The following is a 21822-nucleotide window of genomic DNA, read 5'->3' as shown; positions in this document are numbered from 1 at the left end:
TCCTCTCCGGCCGGGCCTTCGCCCGGCAACAGTCCTAGGCCTGACTCAGGCTACGTCGGGGTGCCGCCCATCCTTCGGAAGCGAACTCGGCGTGCCAGACTCTAGGTGTGCTTGTTATCACCGGAGCGGGTGGCCAACTGGGCACCCATCTCATTGCCCGTGCAAAGCTACGCGACCTCCCCGTTCGCGCCCTGACGTCCTCTGACTGGGATATTACACGCGACGGTACCCCGGACGGAGTAGTTGCTGAGGGTGACATCGTGATCAACTGTGCTGCCTATACCGCCGTCGACGCGGCGGAGGAGGACGAGTCCAGGGCGTATGCGGTGAATGCCGAGGGCGCGGAGCGTGTGGCGCGGGCCTGCCGGGACGTGGGTGCCAGGCTGATCCATATCTCCACCGACTATGTATTCGACGGTGAGTTCGGCGACGCCGGCCCGCGGCCCTATCGTCCGGGTGACGCCACTGCTCCCCAGGGTGTCTACGCACGTACCAAGGTGGCAGGGGAGCTCGCGGTTCACGGGGTATTGCCGTCAGCGCAGGTGGTCCGCACCGCCTGGGTCTACACCGGCGTGAACGGCGACTTCGTCGGTGTCATGCGGCGGTTGGCGGCCGGCGAGGGGCCGGTACGGGTGGTGACCGACCAGACCGGCTCTCCGACGTACGCGGTCGACCTCGCCGAGGCACTGTTGGACCTGGCGGCCTCGGATGTCCGGGAACCCTTCCTGCATGCCGCCGGCAGCGGCCACGTGAACCGGTTCGAATGGGCCAAGGCCGTATTCGAGCTGGTGGGAGCGGACGCCTCCCGGTTGCAGCCCTGCCTGTCCGTCGACTTCCCGCGGCCGGCGCCGCGGCCGGCGTACACCGCGCTGGACGGTGATCACTGGGCCGATGCCGGGTTGCCGCGGTTGCGTCCGTGGCGGGACGCGTTGGCTGAGGCGTTGGCCACAAACTAAGGATGGGTACCCTCTAGCACCGTGCTGGATCCTCATCGCGTAAGCGACTCCCCGGCGATCGGTCAGGTCGCCGTGGTGACGGTGACGTACTCGCCCGGCGAGCACCTCCACCGCTTTCTGCGGACGCTGCGCCATGCCACGGATCTGCCACTGCGAGTGATCCTGGCCGATAACGGCTCGACCGACGGCGCGCCAGAGGCGGCCGCGGAGGAGCCCGATGTCGAGCTGCTCCGTACCGGAGGCAACGTCGGTTATGGGAAGGCCGCCAATCTGGGGGTCGCCCAGGTCGACCCCGCGGCCGAGTGGGTGGTCATTGCCAACCCCGATGTGCAATGGGGACCGGGAAGCATCGATGCGATGTTGGAAGTCGCGCAGCGTTGGCCTGCCGCGGGGGCGGTGGGTCCGCTGATTCGTGAGCCCGATGGCACCGTGTATCCGTCGGCGCGAGTGGTCCCGACTCTCACCGGCGGTGCGCTGCATGCGCTACTGGGTTCGGTGTGGTCCACCAATCCCTGGACCGCCGCATACCGCCAGGACCGGATGGAGCCTTCCGAACGCGTCGTGGGCTGGTTGTCCGGATCGTGTCTACTGCTGCGGCGTACGGCATTCGACGCCATCGGCGGATTCGACCCGCGCTACTTCATGTACATGGAGGACGTCGACCTCGGTGACCGGCTGGCACGCGCCGGCTGGCAGAACGTATACGCGCCCAGCTCTGAGGTCGTACACGCGAAAGGCCATGCGGCCGGGCGCGATCCGGCGCGCAGCCTGGGCGCGCACCACGACAGCGTCTATATTTTCCAATCCGACCGGCATCCACATTGGTGGCAGGCGCCCTTGCGCTGGAGCATTCGGGGCGCGCTGGCGGCCCGATCTGCGATTGTGGTGCGTGCGGCCATCCGCGCCAATCGGCGCCGGGATAAGCAAGGAGGGTGATATGTCTGGCACTGTGAAAGCCGATGCCGTCATCTTGGTGGGTGGGCAGGGTACCCGGTTGCGTCCGCTGACCTTGTCGGCGCCCAAACCGATGTTGCCGATCGCGGGTTTTCCGTTTCTTACCCACGTGTTGTCCCGCGTTGCCGCCGCAGGCATTGATCACGTCGTGCTCGGCACGTCCTACAAGGCCGATGTCTTCGAGTCGGAGTTCGGCGATGGATCCAAGCTCGGCCTACAGATCACGTACGTGTACGAAGAGGAGCCGCTGGGTACCGGCGGTGCCATCCGAAATGTGTTGGAGCATCTGAGGTACGACACCGCGCTGATCTTCAACGGCGATGTGCTCTCCGGCTTGGATCTGAAAGATCTTCTCGCACAGCATGAACAGACCCAGGCCGACCTCACCTTGCATTTGGTACGCGTCGGCGATCCGCGCGCATTCGGTTGTGTGCCCACCGATTCCGATGGCAAGGTCACCGCATTCCTGGAGAAGACCGAGGACCCGCCCACTGATCAGATCAACGCCGGTTGTTACGTCTTCCGGCGTGAGCTGATTGAGCAGATCCCGTCGGGTCGGCCCGTTTCGGTTGAGCGGGAGGTATTCCCGGGTCTGTTGAGCAGCGGAGCCAAGGTATGTGGGTATGTCGACACCAGTTACTGGCGAGACATGGGAACCCCGGAAGACTTTGTGCGTGGGTCGGCCGACCTGGTGCGCGGCATTGCGCCCTCGCCGGCCATCCCCGAGCATCCGGGCGAGGCGCTGGTGCACGACGGCGCGTCGGTGGCCCCGGGCGCGCTGGTCATCGGCGGTACCGTGGTGGGCCGCGGTGCCGAAATCGGCCCGGGTGCGCGGCTGGACGGCGCGGTTGTTTTCGACGGTGCGCGCATAGAGGCCGGGGCCGTCGTGGAACGTTCTATCATCGGGTTCGGCGCCCGGATCGGACCACGCGCTCTGGTGCGTGACGGCGTGATCGGGGACGGCGCCGATATCGGCGCACGGTGCGAGCTGCTGCGCGGCGCGCGGGTGTGGCCCGGCATCACGATCCCCGATGGCGGTATCAGGTACTCGTCGGACGTATAAGCAATGCGCTGTGGCGGGTTGTTGGCTTGCGGGACAGTGCTTCTTGCGCTGATCGGCTGCTCGGACAGGGGCGATCAGAAGCAGCAGGAGCAGGATCTGCAACGTGCCCGCGACAACTTCAAGAAGGTCGAGCTGACCATTCCCGACTCGTACAGCCTGGTTGCCATGACATACTTTCCCGATCCGTTCGTGGGTCAGGGATGGCGTTCAGGAGCCTTTGAGTCCCAGACTTCACCGCCGGCGCCAATATTGGTGCGAGGTAATCCAATCCGAACCGAACCGACACCCTGTGAGCGCATACCGCAGCGCACTGATCCAGATTGGCTAAGGGCCGGGTTCACCTGTGACATGGCAAATGCCCGCTACGGTGTCGCGGACAGCATGTACGGGATCAGCGTGTTCACCGGCGATCTGCCCTCCGGAAAATCCCAGATATTTCTGCGCGTCGAAGGGCATTAACGTAGCCGGTTCCGCGCGCGTTGGGCCAACACGACGACGGAGTGATCTTCCTCGGGGATCTGGTCAAGGGGCCACCAGCGCAGGTCGAGCGATTCATCGCTGACGGCGATCTGCGCGCCCTCCGGTGCATGCGCCAAGAACTGCAGATCGAGGTGCCGGGTTGGGACTCCCAGCGAGCAGGTAATTGGATGAACGTGGATGCCAAGCAGATTCGGCTCGAGGAGCAGGTCGTCGATGCCGGACTCTTCGGTGGCTTCGCGCAGGGCGGCCGCGTGGATGGTGGGGTCTTCCTCTTCGCAATGGCCGCCGAGCTGCAGCCACTTACCGACGCGGGGATGCAGCGTGAGCAGCGCCTGCGATCCGTCGTGGTTGACCACCAGTGCCGAGGCGGTGACATGGCCCGCGGCGCTACGACGACGGCAGGCATCGGGATTGGCGTCGAGAAACGCCAGTACGGAGTGGCGCAGGCTGTCTTGTTCTGCATCGGGCGCCTGCCATGAGGAGAGCAGCTCGATAGCGGACTCACGCAGATCCGAGGGCATCTGATGGCCCTCACCGGGGTGCCGGGCCGTCACAATTCCACCAGCATCTGTCCCGGCGGCAGGGGAGTGCGTGGGTCCAGGCCTTCCTCGGGATAGCCATGCGGATAGCCGATGGCTATGGCGCCCATCGGTTCCCACGAAGAATCCACTACCAGCTGCTTGCGTACAACGTCGCCCGCGAAGATGGTGGATCCGATCCAGCAGCTGCCGACCTGCCGGGCGGCGAGGGCGACCAGAAGAGCCTGCACCGCCGCGCCAACCGCGACGGTGAACATAGTGCGCTCCGCGGCGGTTCGGCGGTCGTCCGGATAGTCGTGCGCGCCATCAGGTACTAGGAACGGGATCACGATTTCGGGTGCGTCATAAAGGATTTGTCCCCGCGCCACCCTCTTCTGCACTGATTCCGGGCTACGGCCGTCGGCGGTGAGATCGGCGGCCCAGGCCTGTTTCAGGGCGTCCAGGAGCGCACGCCGCGTCGTGAGGTCGCGCACCCACACGAATCGGACCGGATGTGTGTGATGCGGTGCGGGTGCGGTCAGCGCTTCACCGATGGCTTCCCGCAGCAGATCGGGATCGACTGGGATATCTGCGAATTGGCGGATGGAGCGGCGCACGAGTATTGCTTCGCGCCGTCCTTGCTCCAGTGCCTCGTTGGTGCCGAGCCAGAACAAGTCGTCCGGTCCGGAACGCAACAGGTCGCTCGCCGCACTGCCGTCATCGAGCAGGGTCAGGCCGCGCACCACCGCGACCGGTACATCGGTCAGCTTGCCCTTGACCAAGTCGGCGGCAGCCGAGATTTCGTCGGCGATGGCGACCTCGGTGACCTGAAGTTCGTTACCGTGTTTGTCTTTTGCGCCCGCATAACCGTAGAGGACTGGTATGCCGGCGGAGCCGATGGCGGCATCAGTTTGGCCGTTGCGCCAGGCTCGTCCCATGGTGTCGGTGATCACCACCGCAACCTTGACGCCCAAGCGTTGTGACAGCGCCAGCCGCACTGCCGCCGCGCTGGCGTCCGGGTCGGTGGGAAGCAGAACCAGTTCGGCGGTGTCGACGTTTGACGCGTCGATTCCCGCGGCGGCCTGCACGATGCCGATGGTGTTCTCGGTGATCAGTGTCTTACCCTTGCGGGCCAACACGCGGATCGATTCGGAGTCGATTAACTTGCGCCGCAGTGTGTCCCGGGCTTCGGGATCAGTGGGCGCGGCGACGATCCGTCCCTCGGCCTTGGAGATTATCTTGCTGGTGATGACGATCACATCACCGTCACGCAGCCATGGCGCCGCGCCTGCGATGGCCGCGGCCACGTCGTCGCCCGGGCGGAATTCGGGCAGGCCGGTTACGGGTAGGATTTGAACCGGAGCTGCCGAACCATGTTCCGGTGCAGGAGAATCCGCAGGTGGGGTCATAAGGTAACTCCGGCCAGGTCAAGTCCCGCACGTACCATTGCCGCCGTCGCGTCGGGGTCGGTCATGAGTAGCGGAACCGACCGTACCTGAACTCCCGCAATGTGAGCGGCGTCACCCTCGTCGACCAGCCAGCCGTCGAGGATGCCGGTCTGCGACCGGGCGCCGAAGTGTTCTCCCACACCCTGTGAGCTGACCTCGACACCGATCACGCGCAAACATTCGTCGGCCATTCCGCGCAGTGGCTTGCCGGACACGATCGGTGAGTACCCGATGACCGGAGCGGAGGTCGTGCGGAGTGCCCCGCGAACTCCGCCGACCGCCAGGATGGCCCCGATGCTCACGACCGGGTTGGACGGCGCCAGCAAGACCACATCGGCCTCGCCGATGGCCTCGGCAACTCCGGGGCCGGACTTTGCTTCGTCGGCGCCGATGAACGCGAAGCTGTGCGTGGGAACCTGTGCGCGGTGCTGCACCCACCACTGCTGGAAGTGGATGGCGCGCTGCTCCCCGTCGGTGGGGTCGGTGATCACCACGTGGGTCTCGCAGCGGTCGTCACTGGCGGGTAACAGCCGGACTCCGGGCTGCCATCGGTTGCATAACGCTTCGGTGACCGCCGATAGCGGGTAACCGGCTCGCAGCATTTGGCTGCGTATCAGGTGAGTGGCCAGGTCCCTGTCGCCGAGCGAAAACCAGTCGGGTTGGGCGCCGTAGGCGGCCAGCTCCTCCATGGCATTCCAGGTCTCGCCGCGGTGCCCCCAACCGCGCTCCGGATCGACCGCGCCGCCCAGGGTGTACATGCAGGTGTCCAGGTCAGGGCAGATCCTGACACCGTGCATCCAGGCGTCGTCGCCAATGTTCACAACGGCGTTTATCTGATGCTTGCTGGGATCCGATCCGAGCAAGCGCTGGACGCCGAGGAGGAAGCGCGCTCCGCCGACGCCACCGACGAGAACGGTGACTTTCACGTTGACCGAGACTAGTGCGCCGGCAATGACGCGACACGCCACGAGGGCGCCACGCCGGTTTTGTCGGTCGTAGATGGTATGAATTTTCGTCCTTCGCTTGACCCCGGCAGCGAACACGTGTGTAATCACACCAGTGTCATTCCTCGGCCTGGGTTTTGTAAGTCGCAGGCGCAGACCGGGATTCGATCAGGTGTTCGAATGGATTCGAATGGAATGGCCGGAAACGAATGATGTGGGCACGAAACCGGGCAATACGAGCTGTATTGGGATGCAAGAGGAACAGTGAGGAGGCGGGACGATGCTGTTCGGGCGCAATGAATTCGGCGTACACGACGAGCTGAGTTCCGGCGTTGGCACGGGTGCGGCGGGCTTGTCGCCCGCACGTCCGCATCTGACGTTGGTGCAGAACGATTTTGACGCGCTTGCTGCCGTCGCTGACGATCAGTGGCAAGAAAAGGCGCTGTGCGCACAGACCGATCCCGAGGCGTTCTTCCCCGAAAAGGGCGGATCGACTCGTGAAGCCAAGCGAATCTGCCAGGGTTGCGAAGTCAAGGACGAGTGCCTTGAGTATGCGCTGGCCAACGACGAACGGTTCGGCATTTGGGGCGGGCTGTCCGAGCGTGAGCGCCGCCGCCTGAAGCGGGGCATCATCTGATCTGATTCCCGTGTTCGGCAGGGCGGAGCTAGTCGCCCTCGTCGGTGATGGTCGGGTCGATCACCGACGGCTCCACCCCCAGGTGGGTGGCAACCTGCGCGACCAAAAGATCGTGCAGTAGATCCGACAAATCCCCAGATTTCTTCGCGCGCAATTCGATCGGCTTGCGGAATAACACAATCCGCGCCCGGGTGGTGTTGCCCCGGGTGTCTACGCCGGCAGGGATTAGCCTGGCCAACGGTATCGGTCCGTCCGCGATCACCTCCGGCGGCCACTGGACCGAATCCGGATCCTTGGGCTGAATGCGCGGTATTTCATCGACCGCGACATCGAGTCCTTCGAGGCGTGACTGCCAGGCCCGCTCGATCGGTTCGTACGCCTCCAGCACCGCCATATCGAAGCGCTCGGCGCGTGAACGCCAGCCGGGCACGGTGGGCGGCAGTAGGGGGCCGCGGAAATCGCGCCCTCGCCGAGAGCCCTGCGAGCCGGGCCCTCCGGCCGAGCCGCCGCGCCGTCCGTCACGTGACATAGCAGAGATGGTAACGGTGTGACTCTTGTGATTGACGAATCACAACGAGCCGGTCACCGGACGGTCTCGGTGGGCGCACAGCGCGTGTCTGCGGGTCGGAACGTGTTTGCGCACGCTAGCCTCAACGTTTGTGAGAGCCCCCCGTCGCTGCTGTCGACCCGGGTGCCCGAATTCCGCCGTGGCGACGTTGACCTTCGTCTACGCGGATTCGACGGCCGTGGTCGGGCCGCTGGCCACATCCAGCGAGCCGCATTCGTGGGATCTGTGCGCGCAGCACGCGAGCCGGATCACCGCGCCCCGCGGATGGGAACTGGTCCGCTACAACGGTCCGTTGCCGTCGAATCCGGAGGATGACGACCTGGTTGCGCTGGCGGACGCGGTACGCGAAACCACCGGCGGTGTCCGGGTGGCTGCTGCGGGATTCAGCGAGCCGGCGCTCGATGTCAGCGCCCCCGCACCCAACGTGGCCCCGCGTCCTGTGCACCCGGCTCCGGTGGGCCGCCGCCGTGGGCATCTGAGAGTTCTGCCCGATCCGTCCGAGTGAGAATCTTTCCCGAGTGCGGCTCGCTCGAATCGGCGCGGATGTCCAACGGCTCTGATTAGGTACTTTCGGCGCAGTCTGATTACATTCTGTACCCTCTCGCCGGACGTTCACGTTGGACCCTCGCCGACCACTAGGCTGGCCAGCGAGACCTAACGTCAGATTTTCAACAGATCAATAGGAGTGCTCTCGTCATGGCCCGGTCCGCCGACGCTGTCCACGCTGTCATCAAGGCGTACGACGTCCGTGGCCTCCTGGGCGAGCAGATCGATGAATCTTTTGTCTTCGACGTGGGATCGTCGTTCGCGCGGTTGATCAAGGCCGAACGGGACGACTCCGCCGATTCATCGAGGGCGCCGCGGGTTGTGGTGGGGCGCGATATGCGGGATTCCTCGCCGTCCTTGGCGCAGGCGTTCACCGACGGTGTGACCGCCCAGGGCGTCGACGTGGTGCAGATCGGATTGGCATCCACCGATCAGCTGTACTTCGCTTCTGGATTGTTGGACTGCCCGGGCGCGATGTTCACCGCAAGCCACAATCCGGCCGCATACAACGGAATCAAGCTGTGCCGCGCCGGTGCCAAACCTGTGGGCAAGGACACCGGTCTGTCCGTTATCAGTGGCGAGTTGATTGACGGCGTACCTGGCTACGACGGTCCCGTGGGCACGGTCACCGAGCGTGACGTGCTGGCAGAGTATGGCGACTTCCTGCGGTCGCTGGTGCAGTTGAGCGGAGCGCGCCCGCTACGGGTGGCGGTGGATGCCGGAAATGGTATGGCCGGGCACACGACTCCTGCGGTGTTGGGTGCGATTCCCTCGATCACGCTGGCTCCCTTGTACTTCGAGTTGGACGGTAATTTTCCCAACCACGAGGCCAACCCGCTCGATGCCGAAAATCTACGTGATCTGCAGGCGTTCGTCGCCGCGGAGAGCGCCGATATCGGTCTGGCCTTTGACGGCGACGCGGACCGGTGCTTTGTGGTCGACGAGCGTGGTCGGGCGGTATCGCCTTCGGCGGTAACCGCTTTGGTAGCTCGCCGGGAGCTGGAGCGGGAAATCGGCGGCACCATCATCCATAATCTGATCACCTCGCGTGCCGTCCCCGAGCTCGTGGTCGAACACGGCGGGACGCCGGTACGGTCTCGCGTCGGTCACTCGTTCATCAAGGCATTGATGGCCGAGACGGGCGCGATCTTCGGCGGCGAGCACTCCGCGCACTATTACTTCCGTGACTTCTGGGGTGCCGATTCCGGCATGCTGGCGGCTCTGCATGTGCTGGCGGCGCTCAGTGAACAAGAGCGGCCGCTATCGGATCTCATGTCCGATTACGAGCGCTACGCGGCGTCCGGTGAGATCAACTTCCGCGTGTCGAACGCCGGGGCCTGCATTGATGAGGTGCTCAAGTCGTTTGGCACACAAATAGTTTCGATCGATCACCTCGATGGAGTGACCGTCGATATCGGTGCGGGAACCTGGTTTAACCTGCGCACATCCAACACCGAGCCCTTACTGCGACTCAATGTCGAGGCTCGCACCGATGAAGATGTGGCCGCCGTGGTCGCGCGCATCTCGGATTTGGTTGATCGGACAGAGGCTGCCACCTGATGAACGCCACCATCGATCTGGACGACGCCGAGGCGCTCTTGGCGGCGGACCTCGATGGATCGTTGCAGGCGGCGTCCATGGCTGGATCACAGGTACGCGCGGTCGGAACCGCAATCGCCGAGGGTGCCCTGGAGCCGTTGCGTTCCGAGGATCGTTCGCGTGCCGTCGTGTGGGTCTCGGGGCGGGGCACCGCTGCCACGGCGGGAGCGATTCTGGCCGGGGCGCTGTCCGATACGGTGAGCCTCCCTTTCGTGACTGCCACCCGGGCGCCGGTGTGGGTTGGCCCGCTTGACGTCATGGTGATCGCCGGTGACGACGCCGGTGATCCGGCGCTCAGTGCTGCGGTAACGCTAGGCACCCGGCGCGGAGCGCGGGTGGTGATTGCCGCACCCGACGAGGGCCCCCTGGCCGATTCTGGTGCCGGGCGAGCCATTTCGCTGGCGCCTCGGCTACGTGTACCGGACACCTTCAGCCTCGCTCACCACCTTGCCGTCGGCGCCGCCGTGCTTGGCGTCCTGGACAAGTCCGTGGCACCCGATGTGATGACGATCGCCGACGAGGTGGACGGCGAGGTGTCCCGGAACACGGTGGGGCGCGAGGTTTTCACCAATGCCGCCAAGGCAATTGCGGCGCGCTTGACCAGTGGTCCCACGGTGCTGTGCGGTGATCGGTCGGCCACGCTGACGCTTGCCGGCCACGCGGCGGCTACGCTGTTACGACTGACCCAACGCACCGCGACCGCGTGCGGGCTTGCGCAGGCGCTGGCAGCGATGCGGGATGCGTTGGCGAGCAAGAGCTCTGGCGAGAGTTCGCTGTTCCACGACGAGTTCATCGACGGCCCTCGTGCCGAGGCTCCGCCACGTATCCTGGCGTTGGCCACCGACAGCGACTATCAATCGGTCGCGGCGCGGATCGAGGGCCTCGATGACGCAGAGCTGGTGAGCACCACAGACCTCGGCCCGGTAGCGGCCAGGCCTTCGGAGCTGGCACAGTTGATGATGCTTTCGACACGGCTCGAAATGGCCTCGGTGTACGCCCGGCTTGGTGGGGGGAGATCCGGGCTGTGAATCTGCTCAGGGGGGCGATAAGGACGTACGCCTGGGGTTCGCGGACGGCCATCGCCGAGTTCACCGGACGCCCCACGCCCACACCGCATCCGGAGGCCGAGCTGTGGCTGGGGGCGCATCCCGCGGACCCCGCATATCTGGAAACCGGTGGCGGCGCAGAGTCGTTGCTTGAGGTGGTGGCCGCCGATCCGACCGGCCAGCTGGGTGCGGCGTCCGTGGCGGAGTTTGGTGACCAGTTACCCTTCCTGCTCAAGGTGCTAGCCGCCGACGAGCCACTTTCCTTGCAGGCGCACCCAAGCGCCCAGCAGGCCGCGGACGGGTTCGCGCGCGAAGAGGCGGCGGGTGTGCCGCTCAACTCTCCGGTACGTAACTACCGCGATCGCAACCACAAACCGGAACTTGTGGTGGCCTTAGACCGTTTCGAGGCGCTGGCGGGTTTCCGTGATCCGGGCGATACGGTGGACCTGTTCCGTGCGCTCGACGTCGAAGCGCTGACACCGTATGTGAACCTGCTGGCCGGTCAATCCGATGCCGATGGTCTACGGGCCCTGTTCACCACCTGGATCACCCTTCCCCAGCCGAGTCTGGATGTGTTGGTGCCCGCGGTGCTCGACGGGGCGGTGCGTTATCTGTCCTCCGATGACGTGCGCTTCGTCGGCGAGGCCCGCACGCTCCTGGAGTTGGGTGAGCGCTATCCCGCAGACGCGGGCGTGCTGGCCTCGCTGCTGTTGAATCGGCTGACGCTGGAACCGGGGGAGGGGATCTACCTGCCTGCCGGGAACCTGCACGCGTATCTGCGCGGCTTGGCGGTGGAGATCATGGCCAACTCCGATAACGTCCTGCGCGGCGGCCTGACGCCCAAGCACGTAGATGTTCCGGAACTGCTTCGGGTGCTGGACTTTTCGCCCGCTTCCGAGGCGCACCTACATGTCGAGACGGTTACCGATGGTGCCCAGACCCGCTACCGCACTCCTGCCAGGGAGTTCGCGCTTTCGCGTTTCGACTTGGCGGCCGGCGAGCCCACCCAGGTGGGTATCAAGGGCCCGCGGATACTGCTGTGCACCCAGGGCGATGTGACTCTGGACGGTTCGGGGGCCGGCCTGAAGGTGCGTGCGGGTCAGTCGGTGTGGGTGCCGGCCGACGGGGGCAGTGTCACACTGACCGGGCGGTCCGATGCCCGGGTGTTCATGGCAACAGTCGACGCGGACGCGTAACGGCCGCAGGGGCGGGAACAGAAGGAGAGTCGATGTCGGCAGGTGGCAGTAAGAGGGCGATTATCGCGGCGCTGGCGGCCAATGCCGGTATCGCCGTGGCCAAGTTCATCGGCTTCGCGATCACCGGAAGTTCATCGATGCTGGCCGAGTCCGTGCATTCGATCGCGGACACGTCCAACCAGGGTCTGCTGTTGTACGGACAGCGGGCCGCGAGTAAGGAAGCAGATCGCCTGCACCCGTTCGGGTATGGGCGTAGCCGATTCTTCTACTCCTTTGTGGTCGCGCTGGTGTTGTTCACTCTGGGCTCGGTCTTCGCCCTCTACGAGGGCTATCACAAGATCCATGCACCCGAACATCTCCAGTCACCCATCGTCGCGATCGCCATTTTGGGGGTGGCGATAGCGCTTGAGGGTTACAGCTTCCGCACCGCGTTCGTGGAATCCAAGCCGCTGAAGGGTGGCGCCAGCTGGTGGCAGTTCATCCGGAACTCGCGCAATCCGGAGTTGCCCGTCGTGCTGCTGGAAGACACCGGTGCGTTGTTGGGGCTGGCCTTCGCGTTGTTCGGTGTCGGCATGACCATCGTCACCGGTGATCCGGTATGGGACGGGATCGGCACCGTGGCCATCGGTGTGCTGCTGGGCATCATCGCCATCGTGCTTATGGTCGAGATGAAGAGCCTGTTGATCGGGGAGGGGGCGACCGCGATACAGGAGCAGGCAATCCTGGACGCGCTGGCTGGTACGGACGACGTCGAGCGGGTAATCCATTGCCGTACCCAGTATCTGGGTCCGGAAGAGCTGTTGGTCGCGGCCAAGATCGCCATCACGCCCTCCGCCGAGCTGCCGCGGGTTGCCGCCACGATCGATGCCGCCGAACGGCGAGTGCGCGCGGCCGTGCCGATAGCACAGGTGATCTATCTGGAACCCGATCTGGATCGTTCGGCGGCAAATTCTTAGCTAGCCGGTGTGATCAACCGTCGTGAGCATGGGGGTTGTGCGAGACTGCCGTAATGCCAGGTAGCGGATTGTGGCGAACCAAGTCTGTCGAACAGTCGATTGCGGATACCGACGAGCCGGAGACCAAGCTTCGTAGGGACCTAACGTGGTGGGATCTCACCGTTTTCGGGGTCTCGGTGGTTATCGGGGCGGGTATCTTCACCGTCACGGCGTCGACGGCGGCCAACGTCACCGGGCCGGCGATCTCACTCTCCTTCATCATGGCTGCGATCGGATGCGGGCTGGCGGCGATGTGCTACGCGGAATTCGCCTCCACCATCCCGGTTGCCGGGAGTGCCTACACCTTTTCCTATGCGACGTTCGGCGAGTTCGCCGCCTGGATCCTGGGCTGGGATCTGATTCTGGAGTTCTCGGTCGGTGCGGCCACCGTCGCCAAGGGCTGGTCCAGTTATCTGAGTACGGTATTTGGGTTATCCAGTGGCGCAGTACATCTCGGAGCGGTCAAGATCGACTGGGGTGCATTGCTCATTGTGTCGGTGCTGACCGTGCTGCTCGCGGTCGGTACCAAGCTGTCCTCGCGGGTATCCCTTGTCATCACCACCATCAAGGTGCTGGTGGTGCTGCTGGTCATCATTGTCGGTGCGTTCTTCATCAAGACGGCCAACTACACACCGTTCATCCCTCCGGCGGAGGCGGGCAGTTCCAGTAGGCAGGGACTAGACCAGTCCCTGTTCTCTTTCGTCGCGGGCGGCTCGGGAAGTCAGTACGGCTGGTTCGGTGTGCTCGCGGGTGCGTCGATCGTTTTCTTCGCGTTCATCGGTTTCGATGTCGTCGCCACGACCGCGGAGGAGACGCGGAACCCGCAGAAGGATGTGCCGCGCGGCATCATCGCTTCGTTGGTCATCGTGACCGTCCTGTACGTCGCGGTGACTGTGGTGCTCTCGGGCATGGTCAAGTACAGCGATCTGCGGGTCGCTGACTCCCATCCGAATCTGTCCACGGCATTCCACCTCAACGGTGTCGACTGGGCCGCCAAGGTGATCGCGGTCGGTGCATTGGCGGGGCTGACCACCGTGGTCATGGTGCTGATGCTCGGGCAGATCCGCGTTATTTTCGCGATGTGCCGCGACGGGCTGCTGCCGCGTGAGCTGGCGCGAACCGGCTCGCACGGCACACCGATACGGATCACGCTGATCGTTGGCTTTCTTGTTGCGGTAGCCGCTTCTCTCACCCCGATCGAGGGGCTGGAGGAGATTGTCAACGTCGGCACGTTGTTCGCGTTTGTGCTGGTGTCGGCCGGCGTCATCGTGCTGCGGCGCTCCCGGCCCGACCTGCCCCGCAGCTTCCGTACGCCCGGCGTGCCGTGGCTACCGATTGTGGCGATCGTGGCGTGCGGGTGGTTGATGCTCAATCTCGCGGTGCGGACCTGGTTGTTCGCCTTGAGCTGGATGGTCATCGGCGTGATCGTGTACTTCGCCTACAGCCGCAAGCACTCGGTGCTTGGGCTGCGCGTCGACGTCGAGCAGTAACCCGGTTTTCCCCGCAGGACCTGCGGGGGTGACGCGCGCCACCAGGCACTTTACAAATCATACTGATTTGTCTAGACACGCGACGAAACATGCCTTATCGTCAAATCTGTTCGGTGACGTACCTCACGCAGATATCGACGAGGAGAAGTGACGATGACGTCAAACCTGGAAACCGGTCCGGCGCAGCCCGCCGCGCAGTGGCGCGACCGCAAGCGCTACATGTGGCTGTACGGCATGATCCCGCCCACGGCGATCTTCATCGCGACGGCTTTGGTCTACGCGATGAACCAGCTCGGCTGGCAGCAGTTCTCGCCGGTCCTCTTCTGGATCGGCCCGCTGTTGGTCTACGTGATCCTGCCGCTGCTGGACCTGAATTTCGGGGCTGACGGTGAGAACGCACCCGATGAGGTGATGGAGGCGCTGGAGAACGACAAGTACTACCGCTATTGCACCTACATCTTCATTCCGTTCCAGTACGCGAGCTTCTTCCTGGGTGCCTATTACTTCACCGCCACCGACCTGAGCTGGATCGGCTTCGACCACGGCATCAGCTGGATTTCCAAGCTGGGGATCGCGGCGTCGATCGGCGTGCTGGGCGGGGTGGGTATCAACACCGCGCACGAGATGGGCCACAAGAAGGAAGAGCTGGAGCGCTGGCTCTCGAAAATCACGCTGGCACAGACGTTCTATGGTCACTTTTACATCGAGCACAACCGCGGCCATCACGTGCGCGTCGCCACTCCGGAAGACCCCGCCAGCTCGCGATTCGGTGAGACCTTCTGGGGCTTTTGGCCGCGCAGCGTGTGGGGCGCCCTGAGGTCCTCCTGGAACCTGGAGGCCACGCGCATGAAGCGGCTCAACCGCTTTGTGTTGCACCCGAGCAACGATGTGGTGAACGCCTGGCTGATGTCGGTGGTGCTGTTCGGGGTGACCATCGCCATCTTCGGCACCGCGGTCATTCCCTACCTCATCATCCAGGCCATCTACGGCTTCACCTTCCTAGAGACGGTGAACTATCTGGAGCACTACGGGTTGCTGCGGCAGAAGAACGGTGAGCGGTACGAACGCTGCACGCCGAAGCACAGCTGGAACTCCGATCACCTGGTGACCAATATCTTCCTGTACCACTTGCAGCGGCACAGCGATCATCACGCCAACCCCACGCGGCGCTATCAGACGCTGCGCAGCATGGATGGCGCGCCGAACCTGCCCAGCGGATACGCCACCATGTTGACCCTGGCGTACTTCCCGCCACTGTGGCGCAAGGTCATGGACCATCGAGTGCTCGATCACTATGACGGCGATATCACCCGGGTGAACATCCAGCCGAGTAAGCGCGCAAAGATTCTGGCCAGGTACGGCGTGACGGAAGGGGCGGCATAAAATGTCCGCCAAGATATCCCAGTACCGTTGCCCTATATGTCAGTACGTGTACGACGAGAGCCGGGGAGCCCCTCGTGAGGGGTTCCCGGCCGGGACGGCCTGGTCGGAGATTCCCGACGACTGGTGCTGCCCCGACTGTGGAGTGCGCGAGAAGATCGATTTCGACGAAGTAGTAGGAGCGGACTCATGAGCGACGAGACCTGTGTCGATTCGGAATACAAGTTATACGAATGCATGCAATGCGGTTTCCAGTACGACGAAGCTCTCGGTTGGCCGGAAGACGGCATCGAGCCGGGCACCCGCTGGGATGACATCCCCGAGGACTGGAGCTGCCCGGACTGCGGAGCGGCCAAGGCCGACTTCGTGATGGTGGAGATCGCACGGCCATGACCGATGTTTTGCCCGGCAGGGACGCATTGACGTCGGCCAGCGTCCCTGCCAGGCTGCCCGGTGTGACTCGGCCAGATGCTCTTCGCGCAGGCGGCTCATCGCACCGAGTGCCGTATGCCGAGGCTGCGCGGGCGCTGCTTCGGGAATCGGTCCTCGACGCCCTGGGCGATCTGCTGCGCCAGCGGGACTGGTCGGCGGTCACGATGTCCGACGTCTCGCGCCGCGCAGGGGTCAGTCGTCAAACGTTGTACAACGAGTTCGGCTCTCGGCAGGGCCTGGCCCAGGGGTACGCACTGAGATTGGCACATCGTCTGGTGGACGCCGTCGGCGACGCGATCTATGCCCACGTCGGCGACATTCACGGGGCCCTGCATTCGGGATTTGCCGACTTCTTCGCCGAGAGTGCCGCCGATCCCATGGTCATCTCTCTGCTCACCGGCGAGGCCAAGCCCGAACTGATGCGGATCGTCACCGTGGACAGTGCGCTGATCGTGGTGCCTGCCTCGGCACGGCTGACCGAGTCATTCATGAACAGCTGGGTGGCAGCGAGTCAGGAGGACGCTTCGATCCTTGCGAGGTCGATTGTGCGACTGGCGATTAGCTATGTGTCGATGCCGCCGGAATCCGATCATGATGTGGCTCTCGATATGGCACGGTTGTTGTCCCCGTTCGTCGAGACCAACGCGCTTGCCGACAAGGCGTGACCTGCTCCTGCGTAAATCTCGGTACCTGATCTAACTATCCGTCGCTCTCACGCGCTAACCTGGTGACGGACCCGTGTGTGTCAGCTGAATTGACATGCTTCAGAGACTTGATTGAGGTGGCGATGACCGAGCTGGTAGCCGACGTACGCAACGGCATTGAATACAAGGTGGCCGATCTTTCCGAGGCCGAGTTCGGCCGTAAGGAGATCCGTCTCGCCGAGCACGAGATGCCGGGCCTGATGGCGCTGCGCCGGGAATATGCGGAGGTGTTGCCGCTCAAGGGCGCTCGCATTTCCGGCTCGCTGCATATGACGATTCAGACCGCCGTGCTGATCGAGACCCTGGTGGCGCTCGGAGCTGAGGTTCGGTGGGCGTCGTGCAATATTTTCTCCACCCAGGACCACGCCGCCGCCGCGGTGGTCGTCGGCCCCAACGGCACCCCGGAGGAGCCTCAGGGCACCCCGGTCTTCGCCTGGAAGGGCGAGACGCTCGAGGAGTACTGGTGGGCGGCCGAGCAGATGCTCACCTGGCCGAACGAGCCAGCCAACATGATCCTGGACGATGGTGGCGACGCCACCATGCTGGTGCTGCGCGGTGCGCAGTTCGAGCAGGCCGGCGTGGTGCCGCCCGCGGACGATAACGACTCGGCCGAGTACAAGGTGTTCCTGAACCTGTTGCGCGAGCGGTTCGAGACCGACAAGGACAAGTGGACCAAGATCGCCGAATCGGTTCAGGGCGTCACCGAGGAGACCACCACGGGCGTGCTGCGCCTGTACCAGTTCGCCGCCGCCGGCGAACTGGCGTTCCCGGCCATCAACGTCAACGACTCGGTGACCAAGAGCAAGTTCGACAACAAGTACGGCACCCGGCACTCGCTGGTCGACGGCATCAACCGGGGCACCGACGTGCTCATCGGCGGCAAGAAGGTACTGATCTGTGGCTACGGCGACGTAGGCAAGGGTTGCGCCGAGTCCCTCGCCGGTCAGGGCGCCCGCGTCCAGGTCACCGAGATCGACCCGATCAACGCGCTGCAGGCACTCATGGACGGATTCGACGTGGTGACCGTCGAGCAGGCCATCGGCGATGCCGACATCGTGGTGACCGCAACCGGTAACTTCGACATCATCCTGCTGGAGCACATGAAGGCCATGAAGGACCAGGCGATCCTGGGCAACATCGGCCACTTCGACAACGAAATCGACATGGCTGCCCTCGAGAAGTCGGGCGCCGTTCGCCTCAACATCAAGCCTCAGGTCGATCTGTGGACCTTCGGCGACAGCGGCAAGTCGATCATCGTGCTGTCCGAGGGGCGTCTGCTCAACCTCGGTAACGCCACCGGCCACCCGTCGTTCGTGATGAGCAACAGCTTCTCCAACCAGGTGATCGCCCAGATCGAGCTGTGGACCAAGAACGACGAGTACGACAACGAGGTCTACCGGCTGGCCAAGCACCTCGACGAGAAGGTTGCGCGCATCCACGTCGAGGCTCTCGGCGGCACGCTGACCAAGCTCACCAAGGACCAGGCCGAGTACATCGGTGTCGACGTGGAGGGTCCCTACAAGCCGGAGCACTACCGCTACTGATCGCCGCCAATCCACGTAGAGGCCCCTTGCACTTCGGTGCCGGGGGCCTTTGCGTAGGCTGACCAGCCGTGGGCCAGCTGATTGCGATCGAGGGCGTGGACGGCGCCGGTAAGCGCACGCTGACAGAGAAGTTGATAGCGCGCGGCAACTCCCAGGGGTTATCCGTTGCGACGCTGGACTTCCCGCGTTACGGGCGTTCGGTGCATGCCGACCTCGCTGCCGAGTCGCTCAAAGGTGGACACGGCGATGTGGTGTCGTCCGCGTACGCGATGGGTCTGCTGTTCGCGCTGGATCGGCGTGATGCAAGGGACGAGCTGGCGGGGCTGACCCGCTCTCATGACCTGGTGATCTTAGATCGGTGGGTGGCTTCCAACGCCGCGTACGGTGCGGCCCGGCTGCATCAGGACGGTGGCGGCGACATGGCGCGCTGGGTGCACCAACTCGAGTATGAGCGCTTCGGGCTGCCGCATCCGGACTGGCAGGTTTTCCTTGACGTTTCTCCGGAGCTGGCCCAGCAGCGCGCCCGTCAGCGCGAACAACAGGAGAGCGACCGCGCTCGCGACACCTACGAGCGTGACTCGGATCTACAGCAGCGGGTATCGGCAGCGTATGCCGATCTGGCGCAGCGTGACTGGGGCGGCCCCTGGATGATCACGGACGGTGTCGAGCCGGAGGCATTGGCGGCCCAACTACTTCGCCGAGCGTGAAGCTACTGCGGTCAAGCGGCGGAAATTCCGCAATGGCTTCACATTCGACGAGCAGCGGTGCGGCGCTTACCATTCGCTGGCTTCGACCTCTTCCTCGCGATCGATATGCCAGCGCACCGACGAGACCGCAGGCTCCATGGACAGCCGGCTCACCGCGGACTCCAGTAGCGAATCGTTGCGCTCCTCGGCGCTCAACTTCGCGACCACCCGCACGTGCTTGCCGTCCTCCACGTCATACGACCGCACCGATTGCAGCGCGAATTCCGGTCGGCTGACGGCCTGCACGGTCAGTGCGCGGATGTGCGCCTCGGTCTCATCGGTGGTAGTGACCTCGAAGAGATACGCGGCGGGCGCTGCCTCGCGGCCGATCGCAGGCTGCCGGTCAAGCAGATGACCGAGCGGACGTAACAGCAGGTTGGCCAGCACAATTGCCGCCGCCCCCAACACCGCCACCTCGTACATCCCCCCACCGGCCAGGGCGCCGACGGCGGCCGTGGCCCACATGGTGGCGGCGGTGTTCAGCCCGGTGATAGTGGCGCCCTGCTTCATGATCACACCGGCGCCAAGGAAACCGATACCCGAAACGATTTGCGCTGCAACACGAGTGGGATCTGCGCCGGGGCCGTGGAAGCTGTAGCCGCCCATGATGACGAACAGTGTTGCGCCCAGGCACACCAGCGCGTTGGTGCGCAGGCCGGCGTTCTTGGCGCGCCACTGCCGTTCAATGCCGATGGCGCAACCCAGGCCGAATCCGAGTGCTATGCGGATGACGACATCCCAATGGCTCATTGCGGGTCCTGTTCTCTCGCAGTGTTTTCGAGATGCACAAAAATCAGTGCAACAAAAGCGCCTTCGGGCGCAACCTGGGTCTGCGGTCAGAAGGCGCTGTGGATACTCGGAGGTTGACTATCGGACATAGTCGCGTCACCTCCTAAGCGCTGGCGCAAAGCGCACATGAACCACTGCTGAACAAAGCGCCATCATTAAACACCCCGGTGCCAGTGACCGGCAAGATGAACCGTTGCTTCGTGGATATCCCCCCTGCACCGCGTGTCAGGCGGCAGGATTGGTGCGTGTTCTTCGATCTGAGCGTGCGAGATTTCCTGGACCGAGCCGAACTTGTGTACCCCGAACGGGTGGGTGTCGTCGATGAGCCGGTGCAACCGGCCCCGTCCTGGGGGCAGTTGACCTACCGGCAACTCGCCGCGCGAGCACGTGGACAGGCGGCCGCTCTCGACGCCCTCGGGGTCGGGCCGGGGGAGCGGGTGGCGATCGTTTCGCAGAACAGCGCGCGGCTGCTCACCTCGTTCTTCGGCGTATCCGGGTGGGGACGCATCTTGGTGCCCATAAACTTTCGGTTGGCGCCCGCCGAGATCGAGTACATCGTCGGACATTCGGGTGCTTCGGTGCTGGTGGTCGACCCCGAGGTGCGGGGCCTGCTGGACACCGTACGGGCCACCCACAACTTTGTGCTGGGCGAGGACGATGCGGCAGTATTCGGGGAGCTGGATTCGCCTCACGCTGTGACCCCCGATCCATGGTCCGGGTCCGAAACAGGCACTGCGACTCTCAATTACACCTCGGGCACAACGAGCCGCCCCAAGGGTGTTCAGCTCACTCATCGCAATATCTGGATCAACGCCGTTGTGTTCGGGCTGCATGCGACCCTGCGCGATGACGATGTGCTGCTGCATACATTGCCGATGTTTCACTGCAACGGGTGGGGCTGGCCCTACGCCGCGACGGGTATGGGAGCGCGGCACATTGTGCTGCGCAAGGTCGACGGTGACGAGATTCTGCGCCGTGTCGAACAACACGGGGTCACCGTGATGTGTGCGGCCCCAACGGTGGTCGACTCGATACTGGATGCCGCCGCACGTTGGCGGGGGCCCATTCCCGGGCGTGATCGCGTTCGCATCATCGTCGCCGGAGCGCCCCCTCCGACGCGGACCATCGCACGGGTGCGCACCGAGCTGGGGTGGGAGTTCATCCAGATCTATGGGCTTACCGAGACGGCGCCGCTGATCACGATGAATCGTTTCCGTTCCGAGTGGGCGGGTCTCGATGTGCAGGAGCAGGCCCGCATGCTGGGCCGCGCGGGTGCCCCAGCGATCGGTGTGCGCGTATCCGTCGCCGAGGACGGTGAGGTGCTGACCCAGTCGAACACGAACCTGGACGGATATTGGGATCAGCCGCAGGCCACTGCGGAGGCATTGGCGGGCAATTGGTTTCATACCGGTGATCGCGGATCGGTGGACGACGGATACCTGACCATCTCGGACCGCAAAAAGGACATCATCATTACCGGTGGGGAGAATGTCACCTCCATCGAGGTGGAGGACGCACTGATATCGCATCCCGGCGTGCGCGAGGCCGCCGTGGTCGGTGTTCCCGACGAGAAATGGGGCGAGTTGGTGACCGCGGTAGTGGTGGTCGTCACGCTGGACGATCCGCCATCGGGCGCCGATCTGATAGCGCACTGCCGGGAGAGACTCGCGGGATACAAATGCCCGAAACGCGTCGAGTTCGTCGACTCCCTGCCCAGAACGGCCACCGGGAAAGTCCAGAAGTTCAGGCTTCGAGAGCAGCTCGCGCGAGACTAGTTCGCAACTCGC

General features: G+C 64.2%; 23 protein-coding genes. 18 read left to right on the top strand and 5 right to left on the bottom strand.

Annotated features, from left to right (window positions below; genetic code table 11):
* Positions 1-107: 107 nt before the first annotated feature.
* Genes rfbD through MAB_RS18310 form a run of 4 tightly spaced genes read left to right on the top strand, consistent with a single transcriptional unit; the run spans position 108 to position 3432 of the window.
* On the top strand, positions 108-956 hold the full coding sequence (gene rfbD / locus MAB_RS18325) for a dTDP-4-dehydrorhamnose reductase (RefSeq protein ID WP_005111926.1): 849 nt from the start codon (positions 108-110) through the stop codon (positions 954-956).
* 21 nt (positions 957-977) lie between these two features.
* Positions 978-1892: a glycosyltransferase family 2 protein gene (locus MAB_RS18320; protein WP_005080828.1), complete on the top strand. Its 915-nt coding sequence runs from the start codon at positions 978-980 to the stop codon at positions 1890-1892.
* A 1-nt stretch (position 1893) separates the two neighbouring features.
* On the top strand, positions 1894-2973 hold the full coding sequence (manB, locus tag MAB_RS18315) for a mannose-1-phosphate guanylyltransferase (protein ID WP_005080830.1): 1080 nt from the start codon (positions 1894-1896) through the stop codon (positions 2971-2973).
* 36 nt (positions 2974-3009) lie between these two features.
* Positions 3010-3432 carry a hypothetical protein gene (locus MAB_RS18310; RefSeq protein ID WP_005111924.1) on the top strand — a complete coding sequence of 141 codons (423 nt, stop codon included), beginning with the start codon at positions 3010-3012 and terminating at the stop codon, positions 3430-3432.
* Here MAB_RS18310 and MAB_RS18305 read toward each other — a convergent pair.
* Genes MAB_RS18305 through cofD form a run of 3 tightly spaced genes read right to left on the bottom strand, consistent with a single transcriptional unit; the run spans position 3429 to position 6345 of the window.
* The gene (locus MAB_RS18305; protein WP_005111923.1) at positions 3429-3974 is read right to left on the bottom strand and encodes an NUDIX hydrolase; all 546 of its coding nucleotides are present in this window, start codon (positions 3972-3974) and stop codon (positions 3429-3431) included. The two genes, MAB_RS18310 and MAB_RS18305, sit on opposite strands and share 4 nt — an antisense overlap.
* Positions 3975-4003: 29 nt before the next feature.
* Positions 4004-5380 (bottom strand): coenzyme F420-0:L-glutamate ligase, encoded by a 1377-nt coding sequence (locus tag MAB_RS18300; protein ID WP_005111922.1) that lies wholly within the window; start codon positions 5378-5380, stop codon positions 4004-4006.
* The gene (gene cofD, locus MAB_RS18295) at positions 5377-6345 is read right to left on the bottom strand and encodes a 2-phospho-L-lactate transferase (RefSeq protein WP_005111920.1); all 969 of its coding nucleotides are present in this window, start codon (positions 6343-6345) and stop codon (positions 5377-5379) included. The genes MAB_RS18300 and cofD overlap by 4 nt, the downstream gene beginning before the upstream one ends.
* Positions 6346-6745: 400 nt before the next feature.
* On the opposite strand from cofD, the gene MAB_RS18290 reads away from it, so the two are divergent.
* Positions 6746-7000: a WhiB family transcriptional regulator gene (locus MAB_RS18290; protein WP_005094330.1), complete on the top strand. Its 255-nt coding sequence runs from the start codon at positions 6746-6748 to the stop codon at positions 6998-7000.
* A 28-nt stretch (positions 7001-7028) separates the two neighbouring features.
* Here the strand turns inward: MAB_RS18290 and MAB_RS18285 are convergent, their stop codons facing one another.
* A complete protein-coding gene (locus MAB_RS18285; protein WP_005080840.1) occupies positions 7029-7529 on the bottom strand; it encodes a metallopeptidase family protein in 501 nt (166 codons plus the stop codon).
* 130 nt (positions 7530-7659) lie between these two features.
* Between MAB_RS18285 and MAB_RS18280 the strand changes: the two genes are divergently transcribed.
* From MAB_RS18280 to MAB_RS18225, 12 genes are all read left to right on the top strand, one after another.
* Complete coding sequence (locus MAB_RS18280; protein WP_071997854.1) at positions 7660-8073, top strand: DUF3499 domain-containing protein; 414 nt, start codon at positions 7660-7662, stop codon at positions 8071-8073.
* A 191-nt stretch (positions 8074-8264) separates the two neighbouring features.
* Positions 8265-9674 (top strand): phosphomannomutase/phosphoglucomutase, encoded by a 1410-nt coding sequence (locus MAB_RS18275; RefSeq protein ID WP_005080843.1) that lies wholly within the window; start codon positions 8265-8267, stop codon positions 9672-9674.
* Complete coding sequence (locus MAB_RS18270) at positions 9674-10741, top strand: hypothetical protein (RefSeq protein WP_005111915.1); 1068 nt, start codon at positions 9674-9676, stop codon at positions 10739-10741. Before MAB_RS18275 ends, MAB_RS18270 begins: the two co-directional genes overlap by 1 nt.
* Entirely contained in the window at positions 10738-11955 is a 1218-nt protein-coding gene (gene manA, locus MAB_RS18265; protein ID WP_005111913.1) for a mannose-6-phosphate isomerase, class I, read from the top strand. Before MAB_RS18270 ends, manA begins: the two co-directional genes overlap by 4 nt.
* A gap of 32 nt (positions 11956-11987) precedes the next feature.
* The gene (locus MAB_RS18260) at positions 11988-12911 is read left to right on the top strand and encodes a cation diffusion facilitator family transporter (RefSeq protein WP_005080850.1); all 924 of its coding nucleotides are present in this window, start codon (positions 11988-11990) and stop codon (positions 12909-12911) included.
* Between the two features lie 53 nt (positions 12912-12964).
* A complete protein-coding gene (locus MAB_RS18255; RefSeq protein ID WP_005080853.1) occupies positions 12965-14440 on the top strand; it encodes an amino acid permease in 1476 nt (491 codons plus the stop codon).
* 153 nt (positions 14441-14593) lie between these two features.
* Entirely contained in the window at positions 14594-15823 is a 1230-nt protein-coding gene (locus MAB_RS18250; protein WP_005111911.1) for an alkane 1-monooxygenase, read from the top strand.
* A gap of 1 nt (position 15824) precedes the next feature.
* On the top strand, positions 15825-16013 hold the full coding sequence (locus MAB_RS18245) for a rubredoxin (RefSeq protein ID WP_005080859.1): 189 nt from the start codon (positions 15825-15827) through the stop codon (positions 16011-16013).
* Positions 16010-16213 carry a rubredoxin gene (locus MAB_RS18240; protein ID WP_005056265.1) on the top strand — a complete coding sequence of 68 codons (204 nt, stop codon included), beginning with the start codon at positions 16010-16012 and terminating at the stop codon, positions 16211-16213. The genes MAB_RS18245 and MAB_RS18240 overlap by 4 nt, the downstream gene beginning before the upstream one ends.
* Positions 16214-16320: 107 nt before the next feature.
* Entirely contained in the window at positions 16321-16917 is a 597-nt protein-coding gene (locus MAB_RS18235) for a TetR/AcrR family transcriptional regulator (protein ID WP_005094318.1), read from the top strand.
* Positions 16918-17039: 122 nt separating this feature from the next.
* On the top strand, positions 17040-18500 hold the full coding sequence (ahcY, locus tag MAB_RS18230) for an adenosylhomocysteinase (protein ID WP_005080862.1): 1461 nt from the start codon (positions 17040-17042) through the stop codon (positions 18498-18500).
* Between the two features lie 68 nt (positions 18501-18568).
* On the top strand, positions 18569-19207 hold the full coding sequence (locus MAB_RS18225; RefSeq protein ID WP_005111910.1) for a dTMP kinase: 639 nt from the start codon (positions 18569-18571) through the stop codon (positions 19205-19207).
* Between the two features lie 66 nt (positions 19208-19273).
* On the opposite strand, the gene MAB_RS18220 is transcribed toward MAB_RS18225, so the two are convergent.
* On the bottom strand, positions 19274-19996 hold the full coding sequence (locus tag MAB_RS18220) for an MgtC/SapB family protein (protein WP_005070197.1): 723 nt from the start codon (positions 19994-19996) through the stop codon (positions 19274-19276).
* A 284-nt stretch (positions 19997-20280) separates the two neighbouring features.
* On the opposite strand from MAB_RS18220, the gene MAB_RS18215 reads away from it, so the two are divergent.
* Positions 20281-21810: an AMP-binding protein gene (locus MAB_RS18215; RefSeq protein WP_005080866.1), complete on the top strand. Its 1530-nt coding sequence runs from the start codon at positions 20281-20283 to the stop codon at positions 21808-21810.
* Positions 21811-21822 lie beyond the last annotated feature (12 nt).

The organism is Mycobacteroides abscessus ATCC 19977 (assembly GCF_000069185.1).
GTDB lineage: Bacteria > Actinomycetota > Actinomycetes > Mycobacteriales > Mycobacteriaceae > Mycobacterium > Mycobacterium abscessus.
Note: the sequence above shows the minus strand (reverse complement) of the source record. Positions and strands in the feature narration are given on the sequence as shown.